Below are 20,441 nucleotides of genomic sequence, written 5' to 3'. Positions count from 1 at the left end.
GATGAAATGATTAATTTGCAACCCGTCAGAAGAACAGATGCAACCGAACTGATCGCGGGCAATCTTGCGAGCCGCAACCATCATCATCCATGGATGCGCAATTTTACTGATCTCGCCGGTTTTGAAGACTGGTTCGGCAATCTGCAAAGCAGCGCATCACAGGCACTTGTTGTGCGCGATACGGAGAGCGGCAAGATTGCCGGTGTTTTCACCTTCAGCCAGATATTCATGAAGGCGTTTTGCAGTGCCTATTTGAGCTATTACAGCATGGTGCATCTGGCCGGTCGCGGATTAATGACCGAAGGCCTGAAGCAGGCGGTGGCTTATGGCTTCAGGGAAATCGGCCTGCACCGGATTGAAGCTAATATCCAGCCGGACAATCTACGCTCCCTCGCCCTTGTCGAACGTGCGGGCTTTCACAAAGAAGGCTTTTCACCGCGCTATTTGTTTATCAATGGCGACTGGCGTGACCATGAACGCTGGGCGATTATCAACGATCAGTAGCATTATTCGCAGCGGATATATTTCAATACACCGACATAGGGCGGCCTGTTTGCTGATTTGTCATCAGACGGATGATTAATGCCATCGGTGACAAGAACCTCATCAAAATCAAACGGACTGACGCCCTCAAGACAAGCGGCATTAATGCCATATTGCTGCGGATTGGAACGGCGCTGATGATGGGTATAAATCCCGCAAATTGAGCAGAAATAATGTTTCGCCGCCTTGGTATTGAACTGATAGAGCGTCAGCGCATCTTCGCCGTTGATAATCTCCAACCCGCCAAGTTGCGCTGAGACAGCTACAGCTCCACGCATCCGGCAATAGGAGCATGTGCAACGGCGCGCGGTGTTCAGTCCGTCGGACAGTTTCACCCGAAACCGCACTGTCCCGCAATGACAGGCACCGTTGACTGTTTCATTTGTCTCGCTCATCGCTCAGTTCTCCCATAAATCTCATGTCAGGTTAAAGCAAAAAGGCATCCACCTGAACAGGTGAATGCCTTTTCATTTCAATAAATTTTGATGGAAAAATTAGCCGAGTGCTTTTTCCAGTTCAGGAATGATTTCAAACAGATCGCCAACGAGTCCGTAGTCGGCAACCTGAAAGATCGGTGCTTCTTCGTCTTTATTGATTGCCACGATTACTTTGGAATCCTTCATCCCTGCCAGATGCTGGATAGCACCGGAAATACCGGCAGCGATGTAAAGATCAGGCGCGACCACCTTACCGGTTTGTCCGACCTGCCAGTCATTCGGCGCATAACCGGCATCCACTGCTGCGCGGCTTGCACCAACGGCAGCGCCGAGCTTATCCGCCACCGGCAGCATGACTTCCTGAAATTTCTCTGCGGAGCCAAGCGCACGGCCACCGGATACAATGATCTTTGCCGAAGTTAGTTCCGGACGGTCTCCGCCGGAAAGTTTTGCTTCAACAAATTTCGACAATTGCGGGTCATTGGCATAAGCGATATTTTCAACCGCAGCCGTCCCGCCCTTTTCTGCCGCGACAAAACCGGCAGTACGCACAGTAATCACCTTTTTCGCATCCAGTGCCTGAACGGTTTGCAAGGCATTGCCGGCATAAATCGGGCGCTTGAATGTATCCGCCGAGATTACCTCGATAATGTCCGACACCTGCATCACATCAAGCAATGCGGCTACACGCGGGAGCACATTTTTACCTGTTGTTGTGGCCGCAGCGATAATCACATCATAATCCGCGCTCAATGTCTGAATGAGATCAGCCAGTGGTTCTGCGAGCTGGTTTTCCAGTGCTGCATTTTCTGCCAGCAACACTTTGCGTACACCTTTGAGGCTTGCTGCTGCATCAGCCGCAGATTTGGCATTCTGCCCTGCAACCAGCACATCCACATCACAGCCAATTGTAAGTGCTGCGGTCAGCGCCTTTGCTGTCTGTTCTGACAGGGTCTGATTGTCATGTTCCGCTAAAAGTAAAATTGCCATGATCTTATTTCCCTATCAAATCAGCCCGGCTTCATTTTTCAGTTTCGCAACCAGTTCCTGCACATTGGCCACTTTAATACCTGCCTGACGGCTTTCCGGTTCTTCGGTTTTCAGAACTTTGAGACGCAATCCAGTATCAACACCAAGTTCTGCCGCGCTCTTCTCATCAAGCGGCTTTTTCTTGGCTTTCATGATATTTGGCAGCGATGCATAGCGCGGCTGGTTGAGACGCAGATCAACAGTCACCACTGCAGGCAGTTTCACTTCAATCGCCTGTAAACCACCGTCAACCTCACGGGTCACACCGGCTTTGCCTTCACCAAGTTCCAGTTCGGATGCAAAGGTCGCCTGCGACCAGCCCAGCAGTGCCGAGAGCATCTGGCCGGTCTGGTTGGCATCATCATCAATCGCCTGTTTGCCGACAATCACCAGTTGCGGTTGTTCTTCCTCAACCAGTTTTTTCAGGATTTTAGCAACAGCAAGCGGCTCAACAGCATCATCAACTTTCACCAGAATGCCGCGATCAGCGCCCATTGCCAGTGCTGTGCGCAGCGTTTCCTGCGCCTGGGTAGGGCCAACAGAAGCCACAATCACTTCCGAAACCTTGCCCGCTTCTTTGAGGCGCAGCGCCTCCTCCACGGCAATTTCATCAAACGGGTTCATCGCCATTTTAACATTGGCAAGGTCAACACCACTGCCATCGGCCTTAACGCGGATTTTAACGTTGTAATCAACAACCCGTTTAACTGCGACCAGAACTTTCATGATTTTATCCTGTAAATTCAATTTATTGGATTGCTAAAACTACATTTTGCAACGCAAATTGGTCGGGTCGTAGAGCGACTCTTCAACCACTTTTGCCTTACGCCATTCACCCAGCACCTGAACTTCCAGTTCCAGCCCGGTCTGATTGCCTAATTCCGGCGGCAGCAGAGCAAGGGCGATATCATGGCTGAAATGGCAGGAATAACCGCCGGAGGTAATGCGACCAACCAGTTTGCCATTGTGATAAACGCCCTCATTCATCTGCACACTGGCACCATCTGTGGCGATGGTGATGGTGCAAATACGACGCTTCAGCCCCTCTTCGCGCTGGCGGATGAGAGCATCGCGGCCGATAAAGTCGCCTTTATCGAATTTGATGAAACGGTCGAGACTGCTTTCCAGAGCCGTCAGTTCGGCATTCATATCGCGATACATCGCGCGGTAGGATTTATCGAGACGGCAGCATTCCAATGCGGCCAGACCGACCATGCGGATGCCAAATTCCTCACCGGCTTTCAGAATTTCATCCAGCAGATGACGCTGATAACCGATCGGATGATAGAGTTCCCAGCCAAGCTCGCCTTCATATGTTACGCGCAGCATCCGCACATCACTGGCAAGACCAATGGTGCCGGTCTGCATGCTCATCCAAGGGAAAGCCGCATTGCTCAGATCAACCTCGGTGATCTTTTGCAAAACATCACGCGCCTTTGGCCCCACAAGTGTGAAAGCACCGCGTTCCATGGTGACATTGGTCAGTGTAACGCTGCGGTCATCCGGCAGGATCTTTGACAATTCATCAAAATTCAGCCGTTCGCCACGCGGTGTGGAGATCAGATAAAATGCATCCGGTTTGAAGCGGATAACCGTATATTCACTGACCACGCCGCCGTTTTTATTCAGGTGATGACAAAGACCGATACGTCCGAGCTTCGGTAGCTTATTGGCGAGAATGCCGTCCAGCCAGCTTTCAGCCCCCGGCCCCGAAACCTCAAATTTGGTCATCGGTGTCATTTCGATCAGGCCAACGCCTTCACGCACCGCTGTGACTTCTTCACGGATATATTTTGCCGCGCGCTGAGTGTGGCGGAAGCTCAGATCAGGAATAGCTTCCTCTTTGCTTGGCGCAAACCATTGCGGCATTTCCCAGCCGTTCAGCACATCCCATACAGCGCCCATTTCGGTGAGGCGGTCATAGGAAGGCGCGGTTTTCTGCGGACGGGATGCAGGCATGGTCTGACCCGGAAATTTAATATCCGCGTGTGTGCCCCATGTTTCCTGCACCTTGTGGCGCGTCCAGGTTTTGTTGGCATAGTTAGAGAAACGACGCGGGTCGAGTTCCGACATATCTTTGGACGGCGCACCATCGATAATCCATTCGGCCAGATGGAAGCCCAGTGTGCCGCCCCAGAGAATGCCTCCCGGCACACCTTCCGCAAGCCATACATTTGGCAGATCCCATGCTGGGCCCGCCAGCGGCAATTCATCAGCAGTCATCTGGAATGGCCCGCGCACATTGGCTTTAATGCCGGTGCGGGCAAGTGCAGGCACATAATCTGTGGCTACTTCCCAGTTCCATTCAACCGCATCGAAATCCTCTTCCACCAGATCAGCGCCGAACCATTCCGGCACACCGTCCACGGCAAAGAGTTTCAGATGCTCTGTGCGCTCATAAGGGCCGAACATCAATCCGTCACCCTCCTCGCGCAAGTATCCGGCAAAGCCTTCATCACGCAGGATCGGCATTTCCGGCAGACCCTGTTTTTTACGCTCAATAATTTCCGGTACCGCATCGGTGATCCAGTATTGATGCAGGATCGGGATCGCCGGAATATCAATACCGAGCAATGCGCCGGTCTGGCGGGCATAATTGCCAGTCGCGGAAACAATATGTTCGCAGATAATATCGCCGTTATTGGTTGAGACTTTCCACTCGCCGTTTGGCAGGCGCTCAAAACTGTTGACCTGCGTATTCTGATAGATTTTCTGCCCCATATCACGGGCACCTTTGGCCATCGCCATGGTCACGTCAGCCGGTGCGATATGTCCGTCATCCGGATGATAGAGTGCGCCGATCATATGCTTGTTGTTTTCCAGCAGCGGCCAGAGTTCCATAGCCTCTTTTGGCGAAACCAGACGGGCATTGGTGCCCTGCGCCTCGGCCACATCCATATAGCTCTTATATTCATCCATCCGGTCGCGCGTATTGGCAATACGCAGCTGACCGCATTTATGCCAGCCAACATTCTGACCGGTTTCGGCTTCCAGTCCTTCATAAATCTCAATGGTTTTCGCAATCATACGGCCGACATTATTGCTGCGCGCATAAGAGGGAATAAGCCCTGCCGCATGCCATGTTGAGCCTGCTGTCAGCGATGTGCGTTCCAGCAGCGCACAATCTGTCCAGCCGCGTTTGGCCAGTGCATAGAGAACGGAAACCCCGACACAACCGCCGCCGACAACCACAACCCGCGCATAAGTTTGCATAATTCCACCCGATTTATTTTTATGAAAGACCGGTGCACCTCTCCTTAGTGCAATGATCTCAGACTGTTTTCATGTTTTCTCAGCGCGCAAAATTACGGCTGATTTTGATCTCACAATAGGATGCGGCAGATGCTTTGTGATCTTGTAAAAAAATAGTCCGAGGTATAACTTCAGATTATGCACAGACTCCGTAATCTCATTCCTTCCGCCAATTACCTGTTTGCCTTTGAGGCGGCAGCACGGCGTTTAAGCTTCACTGCTGCGGCCAAAGAGCTGAATGTCAGCCAGCCAGCGGTGAGCAAAACCATACGGTTACTTGAAGAATCGACTGGATTGAAACTGTTTCGCCGTGAGAGTGCGCGGCTGGAACTGACGCCGGAAGGACAGCGGCTCTATCAGGAAGTGCAGGCCTCCTTTGATCATCTGCATATGGTGATTTCGTCCCTGCAGCGAAAATACCAAAAGGATATTGTGCGCGCCTCATTCTCGGCGGTGTTTATCTCGCTATGGCTCTTGCCGCGCCTTGCAGATTTCAAAAACCGCTATCCGGAAATCGCGCTGCATATTGAGGAAAGCCCGAAAGATTATATTGATCTCGGCGAAGAGGATATCGACCTCTCCGCCCGTCTTGGTAATGGCGAATGGCAGGGCTTGCGTTCATGGCAGCTGTGTCTGGAAGAAACGGTCTGTGTGTGCAGTCCGGAATATCTGGCTGCTCATGGTCCTATTCATGCGCCGGCCGATTTACTTAACCACCGCCTGCTGCATTTTGAAGAAAAACATCGCTCCCGTATCGGCTGGCGTGAGTGGCTTGAATATCAGGGTGTTTCCAGTGCCAAACTGCCTCATGATGTGGTGTTCAGCGATAATCTCGCTTCAATGCAGGCGGCAATTCACGGTCAGGGTATTTCGCTCGGCTGGCGGCATCTGATTGGCAGCTATCTGGAAAGCGGCAAACTGGTTATACCGCTGGAGAATTCCTACAAAGCCGGAAAGAGCATTTTTCTGGTGGCTCCGGCATCACGCCAGATCAAGTCCGGCACTGAGAAATTCCGTGACTGGATTTTGGAGCAAATGCATCGGGAGTTGCCGCTTAACAATCCATAGCGGGTTTCTCTTTTAGAAATTACTTTATCCAACATCTTTAGAGCATTGATTAAATGGGAGTTACTATGGCTAAAGTTGCGTTTATCGGCCTCGGTGTTATGGGCTATCCGATGGCTGGCCATCTCAAAACACGCGGCGAACATGAAGTAACCGTCTATAACCGCACCACGGCTAAGGCACAGGCCTGGGCGCAGGAGTTTAAAGGCAGTTTTGCTACAACACCGGCCGAAGCTGCCCGTGGTCAGGATTTTGTGTTCTGCTGTGTCGGCAATGACGATGATCTGCGTTCAGTCACCCTTGGCGAAGACGGTGCATTTCAGAGCATGGGCAAAGACACTATCTTCATCGACAATACCACAGCCTCTGCTGAGGTTGCCCGTGAACTCGACAAAGAAGCCCGCCAGCGTGGTTTCCATTTCATCGATGCGCCGGTATCCGGCGGACAGGCCGGTGCTGTGAATGGCGTTCTCACTGTGATGTGCGGCGCTGATGAAGCTGTTTTTGAAAAAGCCAAGCCGGTTATTTCTGCCTATGCCCGTTCGGTTGGTTTGATGGGCGCTGTTGGCAATGGTCAGCTGGCCAAAATGATGAACCAGATTTGTATTGCCGGTATTGTTCAGGGACTGGCTGAGGCCATTCATTTCGGTAAATGTGCCGGATTGGATATTCAGACCGTGATTGATGTGCTGTCCAAAGGTGCTGCCGGTTCATGGCAGATGGAAAACCGCACGCCGACAATGATTAAAGGCGAATATGAATTCGGCTTTGCTGCTGACTGGATGCGAAAAGACCTGAAAATCTGCCTTGAAGAAGCGGATCGCAATGGTGCCACGCTCGCTCTGACTGCCCTCGTGGATCAATATTACAAGGATGTGCAGAAACTTGGCGGCGGTCGCTGGGATACATCATCCCTGCTCGCGCGCCTTGAAAAATAAACCGCTAAAATCCTGCTTTCACATATAAAAAGGCGCTGCGATCACCACAATCGCAGCGCCTTTTCTTTATCCGATCATGCGATCAGAAACGGTATTTGGCCGAAAGTGTCATACCGCCGACAACATCGGTGCCAAAATCAGCCTTGGAACCAGTCGGGCTGCCACCATTAGGGGCACTTGTTGTGTTATCCAGAGTACCGGAGGTCAAGATACCGACAGCACCTGCAAGGCGGAATTCCAAATGTTGTGTTGCCTTGTAATTCGCACCGAGACCCAGCAGCCAAACATCGGTCTGTGAGGTCAGACCAGTTGTTGTACCACGATCCCAGGTAACAGTTGCCGCACCCGACCACTTATCGTTAAATTTGTGACCGATACCACCCATAACGGTCCAGCCGTCTTTGTAGTAAAGATCAAGAGACGTTACTTCGGCACCTACAGGGAAACGGCCGAGGAACGGCCCTGTACCGCTGTTTTCGAAACCGATTTTGGTAATGCTCTTCCAGTCTGTCCATTTGATGGAAGCAAGCGCCAGCCAATCCGGAGCAATACCGGTCTGGAATTTGAATTCAACAGATTGCGGTGTGGCTACACTACCGTTGACCGGTGTAATAAAGCTCAGAGGCGCACCGATCAGAGACACGCCAACGGTGCCATCCAGATCATAATTGACCTTGGACTGATAAACCAAACTGGCGCGCAGAGCGATTTCAGGAATTTCATAAGCTGCACCCAAGCGCCAGCCAAATGCACTGTCGTCAACATCCAGTGTACTATTTGCGAAAGTCAGGTTTCTTGGATTGTTTGGATCCAGCGGTACGCCGGAGATTTTTGTCTGCCGGCCTTTCAGCTCCTGATAGCTTACGCCACCGAGAATACGGAAAAAGCCTTTTTCACCGGCAGAGAAACGATAAGCGCAGTTCAGACCATAATCGCGCGAAGAAATTTCCTGCTCAATAGCGCTGAACATACGGGCATTGTTGATGCCTGAATCTGTATCAATACCCCATGGTTCACGATACTGAACCGCACAGCCCAGTTCATCAGTCAGCTGGATTTTTGCCGAAAGCTTCGGAACCCAATAGGTCTTACCTTCGTCAACTTCTGTGTCGAAAGGTTTGCCGAAATTCTGATTTGGAACAGGATTGGCAGGAAAAACACTGCCGCGAATGTTCTTCAGCTTACGCTGCGGCGCAACAAAAGTCGCACCGGTTTCCACCACATTGCCTTCTTCAAATAAAATATCGAAATCCTGAGAACTGCGCTCCAGACCACCGGCATGCGCGGTCAAAATTCCCCCCGACAATGCCAGCGACACGGCAGATAATTTCAAGGCAGTTTTAAGCATATTGTCCCTCAATTTTTATACTTAATTTTGACGTGAGCGTAACATGCCGAATGGGTTCTGCAAGTACAAGAAAGTTGAAAACGAACCACCGGTTCGTCACAGAGTCGACCGAAAATCCGATTTTTGATCGTCTTACTCAGTTTTTTTGTGAGTTGTCGTATAAATTCACATCCAAAACGTCAGTTTTGACCTGATTTTGCCTTCAAAATGTGCGCTGTGCCAAATATGTCACGCAAAAAAGACAATCGTTTTTCACCTCTTGAAACCTATACCGCGCCACCGGTTCTGCGCATTTCAAACGTGATGCAGCAGATCAGTTTCAGCATCATTGTTTGTAAAAAGGCTGCATTCGCATTACAGAATTTCACTTCAAAACTCAATAAACATAAATAAATCAAATGGTTGTAAAATTTATGAATAAACCACAGAATCAATCTGATTAACCCGCAGTCTGATTTGCCGGTTACTGTTTGAATGAGGCATCAAAAGAAAGCGCCCTCAAATCAGTGTGATTTGAGGGCGCTTTTGTTCTTTAGACGTCTCTAAAAGTCCGGTTTATTCGGCATCTTTCAGGCGCTGCATGGCAATTGCAATTTTGCCCTGTGCTTCCTGCAATTCAGCGAAACGGGCACGGTCTGCTTCCACAACTTCCGGCTTGGCATTGGCAACGAATTTCTCATTTGAGAGCTTCTTGTCAATTTTCTCCATTTCGGCTGTGAGCTTGCCGCTTTCTTTTTCAAGACGCAGCATTTCCGCACCAAGATCAATCAGGCTGCCAAGCGGCATGCAATAGGTCGCCTCGCCGACAACCAGCTGTGCAGAGCCCTTTGGCGCTGCATCAGACAGGCTGATATCAGCAACACGGGACAGACGTTTGATCGCCGCATCATGATGCACCAGACGTTCTTTGGTCAGCTCATTGGCTTCAAGAACCGCAAGCGGTGCCTGTGCTGACGGCGGAACATTCATTTCCGAGCGAACGGAGCGGATACCGCTGACCAGTTCGATCAGCCAGTTGATATCATCAGCTGCGGATGCATCTTCGAAGGACAAATCAGGCCATGGTGCATGGGCAAGCAGCGTATCGCGGCTCTGGCCCTCACCGGCTGTCAGGCTCCAAAGTTCTTCCGTCATAAACGGCATGAACGGATGCAGCAGCTTGTAGATTTCATCCAGACAATATGCTGCACAGGCCTGCGCTTCACGCTTTGCATCTTCATCATCGCCCATGAAAATCGGCTTGAGAAGTTCCAGATACCAGTCACAGAACTGGTTCCAGACAAAACGATAGGCAGAACTTGCCGCATCATTATAGCGGTAAGTTGTGATGCCCTCAGTAATGGCTCTCGTCGCGCGTGTCAGCTCGGTCAGAATCCAGCGGTTAACCGCCAGTTTCGCATCTTCCGGCTTGAAGTCCGGCTGGCGGCTCACACCGTTCATCTGCGCAAAGCGTGTCGCATTCCACAGCTTGGTGCCGAAGTTGCGGTAACCGGCAATACGTGCCGGATCGAGCTTCACGTCGCGTCCCTGCGCGGCCATGATTGCCAGCGAGAAACGCAGCGCATCGGCACCATATTCATCAATCAGATCAAGCGGATTGATAACATTGCCTTTGGACTTCGACATTTTCGCGCCGTTCTTGTCACGAACCAGAGCGTGAACATAAACGGTGTGGAACGGCTCTTCTTTCATGAAGTGCAGACCCATCATCATCATACGGGCAACCCAGAAGAAGATGATGTCAAAACCTGTTACCAGCACATCTGTCTGATAATAGGTGTCGAGTTCCGGTGTCTTATCCGGCCAGCCAAGGGTCGAGAAAGGCCACAGCGCTGAGGAAAACCATGTATCCAGCACGTCACAATCGCGGGTCAGCGATGTCGGTTCACCATAATGTTTCTGAGCCGCAGTCAGAGCTTCTGCTTCGCTCTTTTCTACGAAAATTGTACCATCCGGACCATACCATGCAGGGATCTGATGACCCCACCACAACTGGCGGGAAATACACCATGGCTGAATGTTTTCCATCCAGTCATAATAGGTCTTTTCCCATGTTTTCGGTACAATCGCTGTGCGGCCTTCGCGAACAGACGCAATGGCCGGCTTGGCCATTTCCGCAGCATTTACATACCACTGGTCAGTCAGCAATGGTTCAATCGGCACACCGCCGCGGTCGCCATGCGGCACCATGTGGGTGTGGTCTTCGATTTTCTCGAGATAGCCACCTTCTTCCATCATCTCAACAATGGCTTTACGCGCCTTGAAGCGATCCTGATCGTGGAAGCGTTCAATCAGCGCATCCAGCTCAGCAGATGGTGTCAGGCCTTCCGCAAAGTCCTCATTGTCCTGAAGCAAAATGGTAGCAACAGGTGACATGATGTTGATTTTACGTAAGTTATTACGTTTTCCGACTTCCGCATCATTAAAGTCATGCGCAGGCGTAATTTTAACCGCACCGGAACCGGATTCCGGATCAGCATAATCGTCACCAACGATCGGCAGCGCACGGCCAACCAATGGCAGTACGGCATTTTTGCCGATACGGGACTGATAGCGCGGATCTTCCGGATTAACCGCAATACCGCTATCGCCCAACATTGTTTCAGGACGGGTTGTTGCAACAACAATATAAGTGTCCGGATTTTCCGCATCAAAAGCCACGCCTTCCAGCGGATAGCGGAAGTGCCACAAATGACCTTTGATTTCACGCTGTTCAACTTCGATATCCGAGATTGCTGTCTGCAATTTCGGATCCCAATTGACCAGACGTTTGTCTTTATAAATCAGGCCTTCTTTGTAGAGCGTGACGAAGACTTCCAGAACGGCTTTGGACAGACCTTCGTCCATCGTGAAGCGTTCGCGCGACCAGTCACAGGACGCACCAAGGCGACGCAGCTGATTGAAAATCAGGCCGCCGGATTCTTCTTTCCACTGCCAGATGCGCTCAACGAATTTCTCACGCCCCATCTCATGACGGTTCGGCTCCTGCCGTTCCATCAGCTGGCGCTCAACAACCATCTGCGTTGCAATGCCGGCATGATCCATGCCCGGCTGCCACAGCACGTTTTTGCCGCGCATGCGCTCAAAGCGCACCATAATATCCTGAATGGTATTATTGAGGGCATGGCCCATATGCAGAGAACCGGTGACATTCGGCGGCGGGATCACCACAGCAAACGGATCCGCACCCGGCTTGGAACCTGCACCGGCTTTAAAAGCCTGCGCTTTTTCCCAAATATCAGCAATTTTTGGCTCGGTAGCCGCGGAATCGTAGGTTTTCTCTAACATAAAAAACTCTGTCTCTTTATATGAAGGCAGGCGCAACGAAAGCAGTGATCGTTCAATCCTGCCTTAACAGCAGCAGATCCGACCACCTATCCGGTACAAACAAGTCTCAGTGATATGTTTCAAAGCAAGTTTGAAACAAAGAATCAAGGAAAACTGCGTGCCTCACACTGCAAATCACGGTATTTCCGTATTCTATATAGGATGGCTTTAAACATAAAAACAGCCCCGTTTACAGTGGTAAAGGGGCTGTAAATCCGCAATTGAGCATTCTTTCCGTCAGCCGCGGCGGACGACACGCTCGATTTCCTCACGCACCAGTCGTTCGACAAGCGGCGGCAGATTGGTATCAAGCCATTCCTGCAACATCGGGCGCAGCATAGCTTCCATTTTCTCATTGAGCAGACGCTTCTGCTCTTCGATAAGAGCCTGACTGAGACTGCCGAAAGATGCTGCAACCTGCTTTTCCGCTGCTTCTGAAATCAGAGACTTGTCCTGTACAGGAGCGGATACAGTTTGCGGAGCGGTTTCAAATGCTTTTTCAGACACAGGGGCAACCTCTTCTTTTGCGGCTGGCTGGGTCATCGACACAACCCGCTTTTCTGCAACCTGCATAAGAAGTGCCTCTGACATTTTTATGGCATCACTCTTAGGTTGTTCGGCCGCAGCAACAACAACCGGAGGTGCCGGCGGATTGACCGTCGCAATACGCACATGAGCAACATTGCGCTCATGCATTTCAGCCCGTGTCAGTTCCTGCTTTTGTGCTGGTGATGCCTGTTCCTGAATGCTGCCACGCAAGATCGCATCCAGCGTGAATGAAGGCGCTGGCTGAGTTTCAGCAGCTGTGATTTCTGACGAAACAGCAGCATTACTAGTTGGCGCTGTTTCCGAAGAAACAGCGTGGTTGTTTGCTTGTACTGTTTCCGAAGAAACAGCACGGGGAAACTGGGCAACCTCCCCGCGTTTTTCTTCTGCAGGCGGTTCTGAAATCTTAACTGTTTCAGCGCGGTTTTCAGGCTGTGCTTTTGCAGCCGGAGCTGATGTCAGATCAGCTGTTGCCTGTTTTGTGACATCGCTGTCTTCAATAATTCTGCGAATGGAAGCCAGAATTTCTTCCATGGACGGTTCACGTGTTGCGCTGGAAGTCTGAGCCATATCGTGCAGCATCCTTTGGCTGTCGCTTATCTGCGGAAACGGCTTGTTTAGCCTTAGGTTTTCTCCGGCAGAATAATGCGTAAAATTCTTCAGTCTGAAAATTCAACGAATCTTAGCTCTAAAGTACAGAACCAATGCTGATTTGAGAATCCCTGCAGACCCCGCTGCGGCGTAAAACACAGATTTCTTAAGTGATTTTTAACTATTGCTGTCATTGTGGCCGCGTAACGCTCGCGGAAATGTCAGCTGAAAATAAAAAAGCGGCGCATTATGCGCCGCTTTTTAAAAGCTTGAATCTAATCCTGATTAGCGGCCGTCCGGCGTACGCAGACCGATCCACTTATCTTTCACAGCATCATAATGCTGTTCAGGCTTATATTCTGCAACCTGCAGACCGATCTGGCGTGCTGTAAGGCGGCCAACCGATGAAAGCACGGCATAGCTTGCCACAACAACATCGCGTTCAGCCTGAACCTGCTGGATCTGAACATCGACCAGATCATTCTGGGCGTTCAAAACATCAAGAGTTGTACGCTGACCAACATTGCGCTCCTCAATCACGCCGTCCAATGCAAGACGTGCTGCGGAGATACCGTCGCGATAAGCAGAGAGAGATGCTTTTGCGGCTTCAAGCTGCGACCATGATGAGGCCACGGCAGCACGCACCTGATCCTGCACAACATCAATCTGAATACGCGCCTGACCAAGCTGTTCTTTCGACTTACGAACAGTTGCAGATGTTTTGCCGCCCGAATAAATCGGAACAGTAACGCCGACACCGATCGAAGCGGAATTGCCGTTACCTGCCATTGGCAGGCCGGAATAAACCGATGAATGCGAAGCGGAAGCTGTTACGCCGACAGTCGGCAGCAATGCACCTTCTTTAGCTTTCACATTATGACCGGCAGCATCCATGGCAAATTGCATTGCCTTAACACCAGGGTGACCGGCTTCAGCAATCGCATAGGCCTGAGCAATGCTCTTTGGCAGCGATTTACCGGCAGGCTTGGCGGCCTGCAATTTATCCGGAGCAGAGCCGGTTACCTGACGGTAGACTGCTTCTGCCGATTTAACATTGGCAAGAGCAGCGTTGAGCTGCGCAACAGCAGCGGAGCGCTGCGCATCGGCCTGCGCTACGTCAGTACGGGTGCCTTCACCAACATCCAGACGGGCTTTGGCTGCACGAACCTGTTCGTTCAATGCGGCCAGATTTTTCTGGCGCAGAGAAGCGATCTGGCGGTTCTGATAAACATCCATATAGGCCTGAACAGCTTCGAACAGACGGTTCTGCTCGTCATTGCGAAGATTTTCGCGCTGGGCGTATACGTTACTTTCGGCCGCCGCCACGCTGTTTTTTGTTTGGAAACCATCGAACAGTGTCTGGTTCAGCTGAATGCCGACCTCGCCTGTTGTCGAATACATATCAGTCGTGCCGTTACGGCTGCGGCCATATTTATATGTGCCGCTCAATGTCGGGCGGTAGCCTGATTTGGCAATTGCCACATCTTCATCAACTGCGCGCAGACCGGCGCGGGATGAATTGAGCGAAGCATTATTGTGATATGCTTTTTGCATTGCTCCGAACAGCGTTTCCGCCATGACAGGAGCCGGTGCGAGTACCGTGCTCGCTAATAGTGCAACAGCTAAAACCTGTTTGCGTAAATTGACCACGGTTTACCCCATACAATTCGAATCAAATTTCCCAAACTCATTCGGGCATTTGCTAATAACGGGTAAAAATCGGATTTTCCACCCATCAGCTTAATTCATTAATAAACAAATTGTTATTGTTGCCAAAACAACAATTTCTGGTCTGCCACAATTTTTACCCTTTTGTAAGCGGCGAGCTAAAAATAGTGGTTTTCAACGAGTGTGACAATATCAGGTTACACAGAGATTTTAAGCTTAAATATCGGTAATAAACAAAAAGCCTGCCGCGGAGATCCGTGACAGGCTTTCTGAAAAGAATTTATTGCGTATCAGAATACGAATTCGGCCGCATGACGGAAGCCCGGCAGCAGTTTCACCGCAGCATTAAATACGCCGCGACGGGATACGATACCGTCTTCTTTCACATAAATATGCGCAACGCCCATATTGCCCTGCCCTTCGATAGCAACCAGACGGCCGCCGTCTCTAAGCTGTGCCTGCAGAGCTTCAGGAACAAAATCAACCGCGCCTTCAATGATGATGACATCAAACGGGGCTTCTTTAGGGTAGCCGGCAGTCAGCTCACCACTGACAACCACAACATTGTCGCAACCCAATGCCTGCAGTTTTTCCGAAGCCGTGGCAGCGAAATCCGCATTGCTTTCAAGAGCGATCACCGAGCTTGCAAGCTGCGACAGAACCGCTGCCAGATAGCCTGTGCCGCAACCGATATCGAGAACCACATCCTGTTTTTTGACCGATGCGAGCTGCACCAGACGGGCTGCCGGTGATGGTTCCATCAGATAGCGCGCGCCTTCCGGTGTTTCTGCCAGCAGCTGATCTTCATCAATATAGGCCAGCTCACGACGGTGCGCCGGTACAAATTCTTCACGCGGAACTGCCAGAAAAGCATCCAGAACAGCAAGATCCGTCACATCCGTCGTGCGGATCTGCGTATCAACCATATTAACACGAAGCTCGCGGAAATCGGCTGTCATAGCCCTAAACCTTTCCTGTGCGTTTGACGCACGTAATAATCTCAATCTCACATTGCAGCTTACCTGACCGCGGCAGCAATGCCTGATCGGGATTTAAAATTTGCTGCAACATTCTGCAATAAACACAGAAGCATTATACAGGCAGAAACCTGCACTTCCATGAAAATCATTTTCGCTGATTTGGCAAAAATACACCGCGCAGTCAATCAAAGACCGACATTCCTACCGCGCTCATAGTGCCGCATGGCTGATAAACCGCTCACATTTGCGTTTATCAGCGGCAAGATACAGAAATTTATCTTGTAAAATTATAGTGCGTCAGTGCTGCAAAGAGATCACGACTTTTTTGTTTTGGCGCTTTTCACGAATATCCAGAACCGTCTCATAAGGCTGGCCGATACGGCTGGCAGCACAGACTGCCGGAAGATCAAACCCTTTTGCTTTTAGCTGGCTTAGCGCTGCATCCGGCAAAATACGTGCAGCTATCCGCACCAGCGGAAGCGGAACATTCGTCTTCTTCCCGAGCTGACCTTCGGTATATTTTTCAATAATCAGCTTTGCCATTACAAACCCTCTCATTTTCGCCTGCCATATCCGGCAGGTAATCAAGCAAGTGCAATTTATATACAGGGATCGGGAGCGGCAAACTGATACTTGGTTTCAGGCAGAACAGAGACAGTACTTTGACAATATGCTGACAAATATCTAAACAATGCGCATCATGAGTACAGTCGAATCCGCAACCCGCTCAGCCGTAAATTTCATCATCTGAAGAAAATTTACGGCGTAACATTCAGAAGCCACGCTCTGCCGGTCGCTTAAGCACCGCTGCATGATTGCTTTTGTATGCACGCCTCACAGCGTGGATTCGACATATGTCTTTCTATAAAAACAAGTCTTTGCAACCCGCAGAGGGCATTCTGCCGGTGCAATGGAATTTTAGTCTTGCAGCGGCACTGGTTCTCATGGCGCCGTTTGATCTTCTGGCATCTATGGGAATGGATATTTATCTGCCCGTTATTCCGCATATGTCGGAAGCGCTGCAGACCAGCCCTGAAATGGTGCAGCTGACACTCAGCCTCTATCTGGGCGTACTGGGTACAGGTCAGCTTATCTTCGGCCCGCTCTCGGATAAAATCGGGCGCAAACCGGTTTTGCTGGGTGGCGCGCTGATCTTTACCTGTGCCTCTGCCGGACTGGCAATCACCGGTTCTGCGCCGGCCTTTCTGGCATTGCGTCTGCTGCAATCCGCAGGGGCTGCGGCAATGCTGGTGGCAACTTTTGCTACGGTGCGCGATGTTTATGCGCAACGTGCGGAAAGTGCGGTCATCTACAGCCTGTTCAGCTCCATGCTGGCTTTTGTACCTGCACTTGCACCGCTGCTCGGCGCTTTGCTGGATATTCAGTTTGGCTGGCGCAGTATTTTCTGGGTGCTGGCAGCGCTTGGTGCTTTTGCGGGTTTGCATGCCGCATGGCGCTGGCCGGAAACCCGCGTGCCAAGCCTGACAAAACCGCAGGGAAAGCTGCGTTCCATACTCGGAAGCAAGCCGTTCTGGACCTATACAACCGGCTTTAGTGCCGCAATGGGCTCGTTCTTTGTTTTCTTCTCTACTGCGCCGCTCTTGCTGGTCAACGGGCTTGGTCTGTCTTCGGTCACATTCAGCCTGTGTTTTGCCAGTATCGCCATTGTTATGGTGGTTTTCGCCCGTTTTGCCGGATTTTATACGCAATGGTGGGGACTGCGCGGCACATTAAGACGCGGTATGCTTCTGATTATGTGCGGTGGCGGGCTGTTGTTGCTCTTCGGCGGAGTTATGCAATTGTCTGTGCCAGCCTTCATGGTCGCCATGTGGGTGGTCGCGGCGGGCATTGCCCTCACCTGCTCGGTAACAGCGAACGGAGCGCTGAAGAGCTTCGGTGACTATGCAGGCACGGCTACGGCCATTTATTACTGCATTGAAAGCCTGATCGTCAGCATTGCCGGAACACTTGTGGTCGTGCTGCTTGGCGGCAATACAATTATGCCTCTGGTTGTTTTCACCATTACATCTGCACTCCTTACTCTGGTGCTGACAAAAACCATCAGCGCATAAATATCAGGATATGGCACCGGCACCATTTGTTGACCGGTGCCATATTGCGGCAGGCTGTAATCCGGCGTAGATCAGCGAAAACGGATTAAAGACTGACTGGTATCTGACATGCTCCGCCTGTTTAAAATTTCACTTCTTGCTTTTTGTCTGTCGGCACCGGCGACAGCATTGGCAGAAGGCGACATCAAGAACGGCGAGAAAATTTACCAGAAATGCCGCTTCTGCCATATTCTCAATCAGCCGGCTAATCGCATGGGGCCGCATCTGATGCAGTTGCAGGGGCGCAAAGCAGGCACGATTGAAGGTTTTCAATATTCTGCCGCCATGAAACAGGCCGGTGAAAACGGTCTGATTTGGAATGATGCGACACTCAAAGAATTCCTGACAGCGCCTAAAACCATGATCCCCGGCACAACAATGCGTTTCTGGGGGCTGTGGGAGGGGCAGATTGACGATTTGCTGGCCTATCTTAATGCGCAAGCGGAAGCTGCATCTAAGCCATAGTTGACGGAACTGTTTCTTTTGTCCTGAATAGCGGAAATATGTGCTGTTCCTCTGTACCGGACAGAAATTTCATGGAATGACTGTTGCATCAGCATCAGGACGGATATTTCATGTACACGCTCTATATTGCGAATAAAAACTATTCCTCATGGTCACTCCGGCCATGGCTTCTGATGAAGCAGCTGGACATTCCGTTTGAAGAAATTCTGATCCCTTTTGGCAGCCCAGACTGGGATAAAAACCCGTCTCCGACAGGGCAGGTTCCCTGCCTCTCGGAAAAGCAGGCTGACGGCAGCTTTATCTCAGTCTGGGATTCGCTCGGCATCACCGAATATCTGGCGGATAATCATCCGCAAATCTGGCCGCAGGATAAGAAAGCCAGAGCCTGGGCACGTTGTGCGACAGCAGAAATGCATTCCGGTTTTCACTCTCTGCGCTCAATATGCACCAATAATATCGGATTGCGGATTGATGTCAGTGCGCAGACAACACCTGCCCTGCAGAAAGATATCAGCCGCATTGACCAGCTCTGGAATGAAGGGTTGGATGATTTTGGCGGACCATTTCTGGCGGGTGCTGAATTCAGTGCTGTTGATGCATTCTTTGCGCCGGTTGCTTTCCGCTTCCAGACCTATGGTATCAGGCTCAGCGATAAAGCCGCAGCCTATGCTGCCCATTTGCGTGAACTGCCAGTGATGCAGGACTGGTATGCTGCAAGTCTCGCTGAGGTCTGGCGCGATGAAGCGCATGAGGTTGAAGCGCGCAATGCAGGGCCATGGCTGCAGGATCTCAGAGCAGCCGGATAAAGAAGATCGCCCCATACAGCGGTCACGCAGGATCGCTGTATGGAGATGGTTTCAATTGATCTTAATCCGTATCAATCGAGGTGTTGAAGCTCTCAAAACGCCAGACTACCTGAGCAACGGATTCATCATAGGGATTATAATCCGCCCTTGCCCGCAGAAAGCGTTTTTGGGACAGCGCCACATTCGAGATCAGCGGAACATGAAACTGCTGCCAGCCGGCCTCGCTGCGATGCGCGATAACCCAGCCATTCAGAACCATATTTCCCTGTGCGGAATAGCCGAGCAAATATGGCTCGATGATCCAACGAAATGATTTATAAATAAAACGAACTTGTCTTCTCTGCCGGATTGCGTCGCAGAGTATTGGAAATGCCAGCATGCGGTACCCCTCCCGCGTTTGGGCGTGCAATGACAGAAGTCGGGGACAATTTCAATAAAAACCACACGAATATAGACTATAGTCGCAAATAAAATCGAATATCAATATAAGTAATATAATTAATGCCTAATATTGAATGTTTAATATATGAAATATATTCAGCAACATAGGCGGATATCATGATTCATTATTGCAATTGATGCAAAGGCCTATAGATTGAAGCTCTTGTTATTAAACAGAAATGGAAAATCAGGAGTATGAGATGATTTTTAAGGCAACCACGCTCATTGTTTCTCTTCTGTTTATCGGGCTGCCGCTGTCGGTTGTCATCGCAGCCTTTGCTGAAAGAAAATATCTTGAGGCAAAATCCGGCTCTCAATATGCAGAAATCAAAGCTTTCGGTGTCTGGGTTATTTCCCTGATCGTTATTTTCAGCATTATTCTGTTCTTCACCAATATGGTTGCGGCCTATATCTGATTGCATCAGGTATTTCAGATACAGTCACTCCGCTTAAAAGGAGTGACTGTTTGTTGCATATTGCTCACCAGCAATTGCGGGCTCTGTAGCGGGAATAGAGGGCAAATACTGCCAGGCCGCCAATAACTGAGGCATGTTCCAGAGCGACAGTCATATCGCGGAATGCCTCTTCTCCTTCCTTCGCCCAGAACGGGTGCGCAACTGGTATCGTCAGCACCGTAAAGACCGCCAGTGCGCCGGTTGCCAGCCAGACGCCTTTGTTACAGATAATCATCAGCGAAGCACCGATTTGCAGGATCAGTGTCACGAGATTATAAGCCCAGCCCGGTTGCAGACCGAAATCATCCATAATCCCCGCATTGGCAGTGAAGTCGAATAATTTTGCCAGACCGCTTGTCCAGAAAACCAGTGTGAGCAGAACTCTCGCCAGAATATCAAACCAATAGGAATCCAGTATTTTTTCGATGATATCCGGCAT

19 protein-coding genes are annotated in these 20,441 nt (G+C 50.6%); 7 read left to right on the top strand and 12 right to left on the bottom strand.

Features of this window, described 5'->3' with window-relative positions:
* Positions 1 to 6 precede the first annotated feature (6 nt).
* Entirely contained in the window at positions 7 to 504 is a 498-nt protein-coding gene (locus LDL70_RS06970; protein ID WP_225688013.1) for a GNAT family N-acetyltransferase, read from the top strand.
* A gap of 2 nt (positions 505 to 506) precedes the next feature.
* On the opposite strand, the gene LDL70_RS06965 is transcribed toward LDL70_RS06970, so the two are convergent.
* The 4 genes from LDL70_RS06965 to LDL70_RS06950 all read right to left on the bottom strand — a co-directional run bounded on the left by LDL70_RS06965 (position 507) and on the right by LDL70_RS06950 (position 5,222).
* Positions 507 to 938, bottom strand: coding sequence for a GFA family protein (locus tag LDL70_RS06965; RefSeq protein WP_225688011.1), 432 nt, complete (start codon positions 936 to 938; stop codon positions 507 to 509).
* A gap of 99 nt (positions 939 to 1,037) precedes the next feature.
* Entirely contained in the window at positions 1,038 to 1,970 is a 933-nt protein-coding gene (locus tag LDL70_RS06960; protein ID WP_225688010.1) for an electron transfer flavoprotein subunit alpha/FixB family protein, read from the bottom strand.
* A 15-nt stretch (positions 1,971 to 1,985) separates the two neighbouring features.
* Entirely contained in the window at positions 1,986 to 2,735 is a 750-nt protein-coding gene (locus LDL70_RS06955; protein WP_022711761.1) for an electron transfer flavoprotein subunit beta/FixA family protein, read from the bottom strand.
* Between the two features lie 39 nt (positions 2,736 to 2,774).
* Positions 2,775 to 5,222: an FAD-dependent oxidoreductase gene (locus LDL70_RS06950; protein WP_225688008.1), complete on the bottom strand. Its 2,448-nt coding sequence runs from the start codon at positions 5,220 to 5,222 to the stop codon at positions 2,775 to 2,777.
* Between the two features lie 177 nt (positions 5,223 to 5,399).
* Between LDL70_RS06950 and LDL70_RS06945 the strand changes: the two genes are divergently transcribed.
* Together LDL70_RS06945 and LDL70_RS06940 are read left to right on the top strand one after the other, a co-directional pair.
* Entirely contained in the window at positions 5,400 to 6,329 is a 930-nt protein-coding gene (locus LDL70_RS06945) for a LysR substrate-binding domain-containing protein (RefSeq protein WP_022711759.1), read from the top strand.
* A 65-nt stretch (positions 6,330 to 6,394) separates the two neighbouring features.
* Positions 6,395 to 7,264 carry an NAD(P)-dependent oxidoreductase gene (locus tag LDL70_RS06940; RefSeq protein WP_225688006.1) on the top strand — a complete coding sequence of 290 codons (870 nt, stop codon included), beginning with the start codon at positions 6,395 to 6,397 and terminating at the stop codon, positions 7,262 to 7,264.
* Positions 7,265 to 7,346: 82 nt separating this feature from the next.
* Here the strand turns inward: LDL70_RS06940 and LDL70_RS06935 are convergent, their stop codons facing one another.
* The 6 genes from LDL70_RS06935 to LDL70_RS06910 all read right to left on the bottom strand — a co-directional run bounded on the left by LDL70_RS06935 (position 7,347) and on the right by LDL70_RS06910 (position 16,267).
* Positions 7,347 to 8,321, bottom strand: coding sequence for an OmpP1/FadL family transporter (locus LDL70_RS06935; RefSeq protein ID WP_370637816.1), 975 nt, complete (start codon positions 8,319 to 8,321; stop codon positions 7,347 to 7,349).
* Positions 8,322 to 9,167: 846 nt separating this feature from the next.
* Complete coding sequence (locus LDL70_RS06930) at positions 9,168 to 11,900, bottom strand: valine--tRNA ligase (RefSeq protein ID WP_225688002.1); 2,733 nt, start codon at positions 11,898 to 11,900, stop codon at positions 9,168 to 9,170.
* Positions 11,901 to 12,176: 276 nt separating this feature from the next.
* Positions 12,177 to 13,055 (bottom strand): PopZ family protein, encoded by an 879-nt coding sequence (locus LDL70_RS06925; protein ID WP_225687993.1) that lies wholly within the window; start codon positions 13,053 to 13,055, stop codon positions 12,177 to 12,179.
* Positions 13,056 to 13,361: 306 nt separating this feature from the next.
* Positions 13,362 to 14,654, bottom strand: coding sequence for a TolC family outer membrane protein (locus tag LDL70_RS06920; RefSeq protein ID WP_022711751.1), 1,293 nt, complete (start codon positions 14,652 to 14,654; stop codon positions 13,362 to 13,364).
* Positions 14,655 to 15,034: 380 nt separating this feature from the next.
* Positions 15,035 to 15,703, bottom strand: a complete 669-nt coding sequence (locus LDL70_RS06915; RefSeq protein WP_022711750.1) for a protein-L-isoaspartate O-methyltransferase — start codon at positions 15,701 to 15,703, stop codon at positions 15,035 to 15,037.
* Between the two features lie 318 nt (positions 15,704 to 16,021).
* Positions 16,022 to 16,267 carry a hypothetical protein gene (locus tag LDL70_RS06910; RefSeq protein WP_225687991.1) on the bottom strand — a complete coding sequence of 82 codons (246 nt, stop codon included), beginning with the start codon at positions 16,265 to 16,267 and terminating at the stop codon, positions 16,022 to 16,024.
* A gap of 311 nt (positions 16,268 to 16,578) precedes the next feature.
* Between LDL70_RS06910 and cml the strand changes: the two genes are divergently transcribed.
* The 3 genes from cml (at position 16,579) to LDL70_RS06895 (ending at position 19,106) form a co-directional block, all read left to right on the top strand.
* Complete coding sequence (gene cml, locus LDL70_RS06905) at positions 16,579 to 17,796, top strand: CmlA/FloR family chloramphenicol efflux MFS transporter (RefSeq protein WP_225687989.1); 1,218 nt, start codon at positions 16,579 to 16,581, stop codon at positions 17,794 to 17,796.
* A 108-nt stretch (positions 17,797 to 17,904) separates the two neighbouring features.
* A complete protein-coding gene (locus LDL70_RS06900; protein ID WP_225687987.1) occupies positions 17,905 to 18,300 on the top strand; it encodes a cytochrome c family protein in 396 nt (131 codons plus the stop codon).
* Between the two features lie 110 nt (positions 18,301 to 18,410).
* Positions 18,411 to 19,106: a glutathione S-transferase family protein gene (locus LDL70_RS06895; protein ID WP_225687985.1), complete on the top strand. Its 696-nt coding sequence runs from the start codon at positions 18,411 to 18,413 to the stop codon at positions 19,104 to 19,106.
* 61 nt (positions 19,107 to 19,167) lie between these two features.
* Here LDL70_RS06895 and LDL70_RS06890 read toward each other — a convergent pair whose 3' ends face one another.
* Complete coding sequence (locus LDL70_RS06890) at positions 19,168 to 19,485, bottom strand: WYL domain-containing protein (protein WP_139316367.1); 318 nt, start codon at positions 19,483 to 19,485, stop codon at positions 19,168 to 19,170.
* Between the two features lie 262 nt (positions 19,486 to 19,747).
* Here LDL70_RS06890 and LDL70_RS06885 point away from each other — a divergent pair, with 262 nt between their 5' ends.
* Complete coding sequence (locus LDL70_RS06885; protein ID WP_151159149.1) at positions 19,748 to 19,963, top strand: hypothetical protein; 216 nt, start codon at positions 19,748 to 19,750, stop codon at positions 19,961 to 19,963.
* A 64-nt stretch (positions 19,964 to 20,027) separates the two neighbouring features.
* Here LDL70_RS06885 and LDL70_RS06880 read toward each other — a convergent pair whose 3' ends face one another.
* Entirely contained in the window at positions 20,028 to 20,441 is a 414-nt protein-coding gene (locus tag LDL70_RS06880; RefSeq protein WP_151159148.1) for a DoxX family protein, read from the bottom strand.

This window comes from Pseudochrobactrum sp. XF203, from assembly GCF_020341615.1.
In the GTDB taxonomy this organism is placed as follows: domain Bacteria; phylum Pseudomonadota; class Alphaproteobacteria; order Rhizobiales; family Rhizobiaceae; genus Pseudochrobactrum; species Pseudochrobactrum saccharolyticum.
The sequence above is the reverse complement of the archived record's forward strand: the minus strand, read 5'-3'. Positions and strand labels throughout refer to the sequence as shown.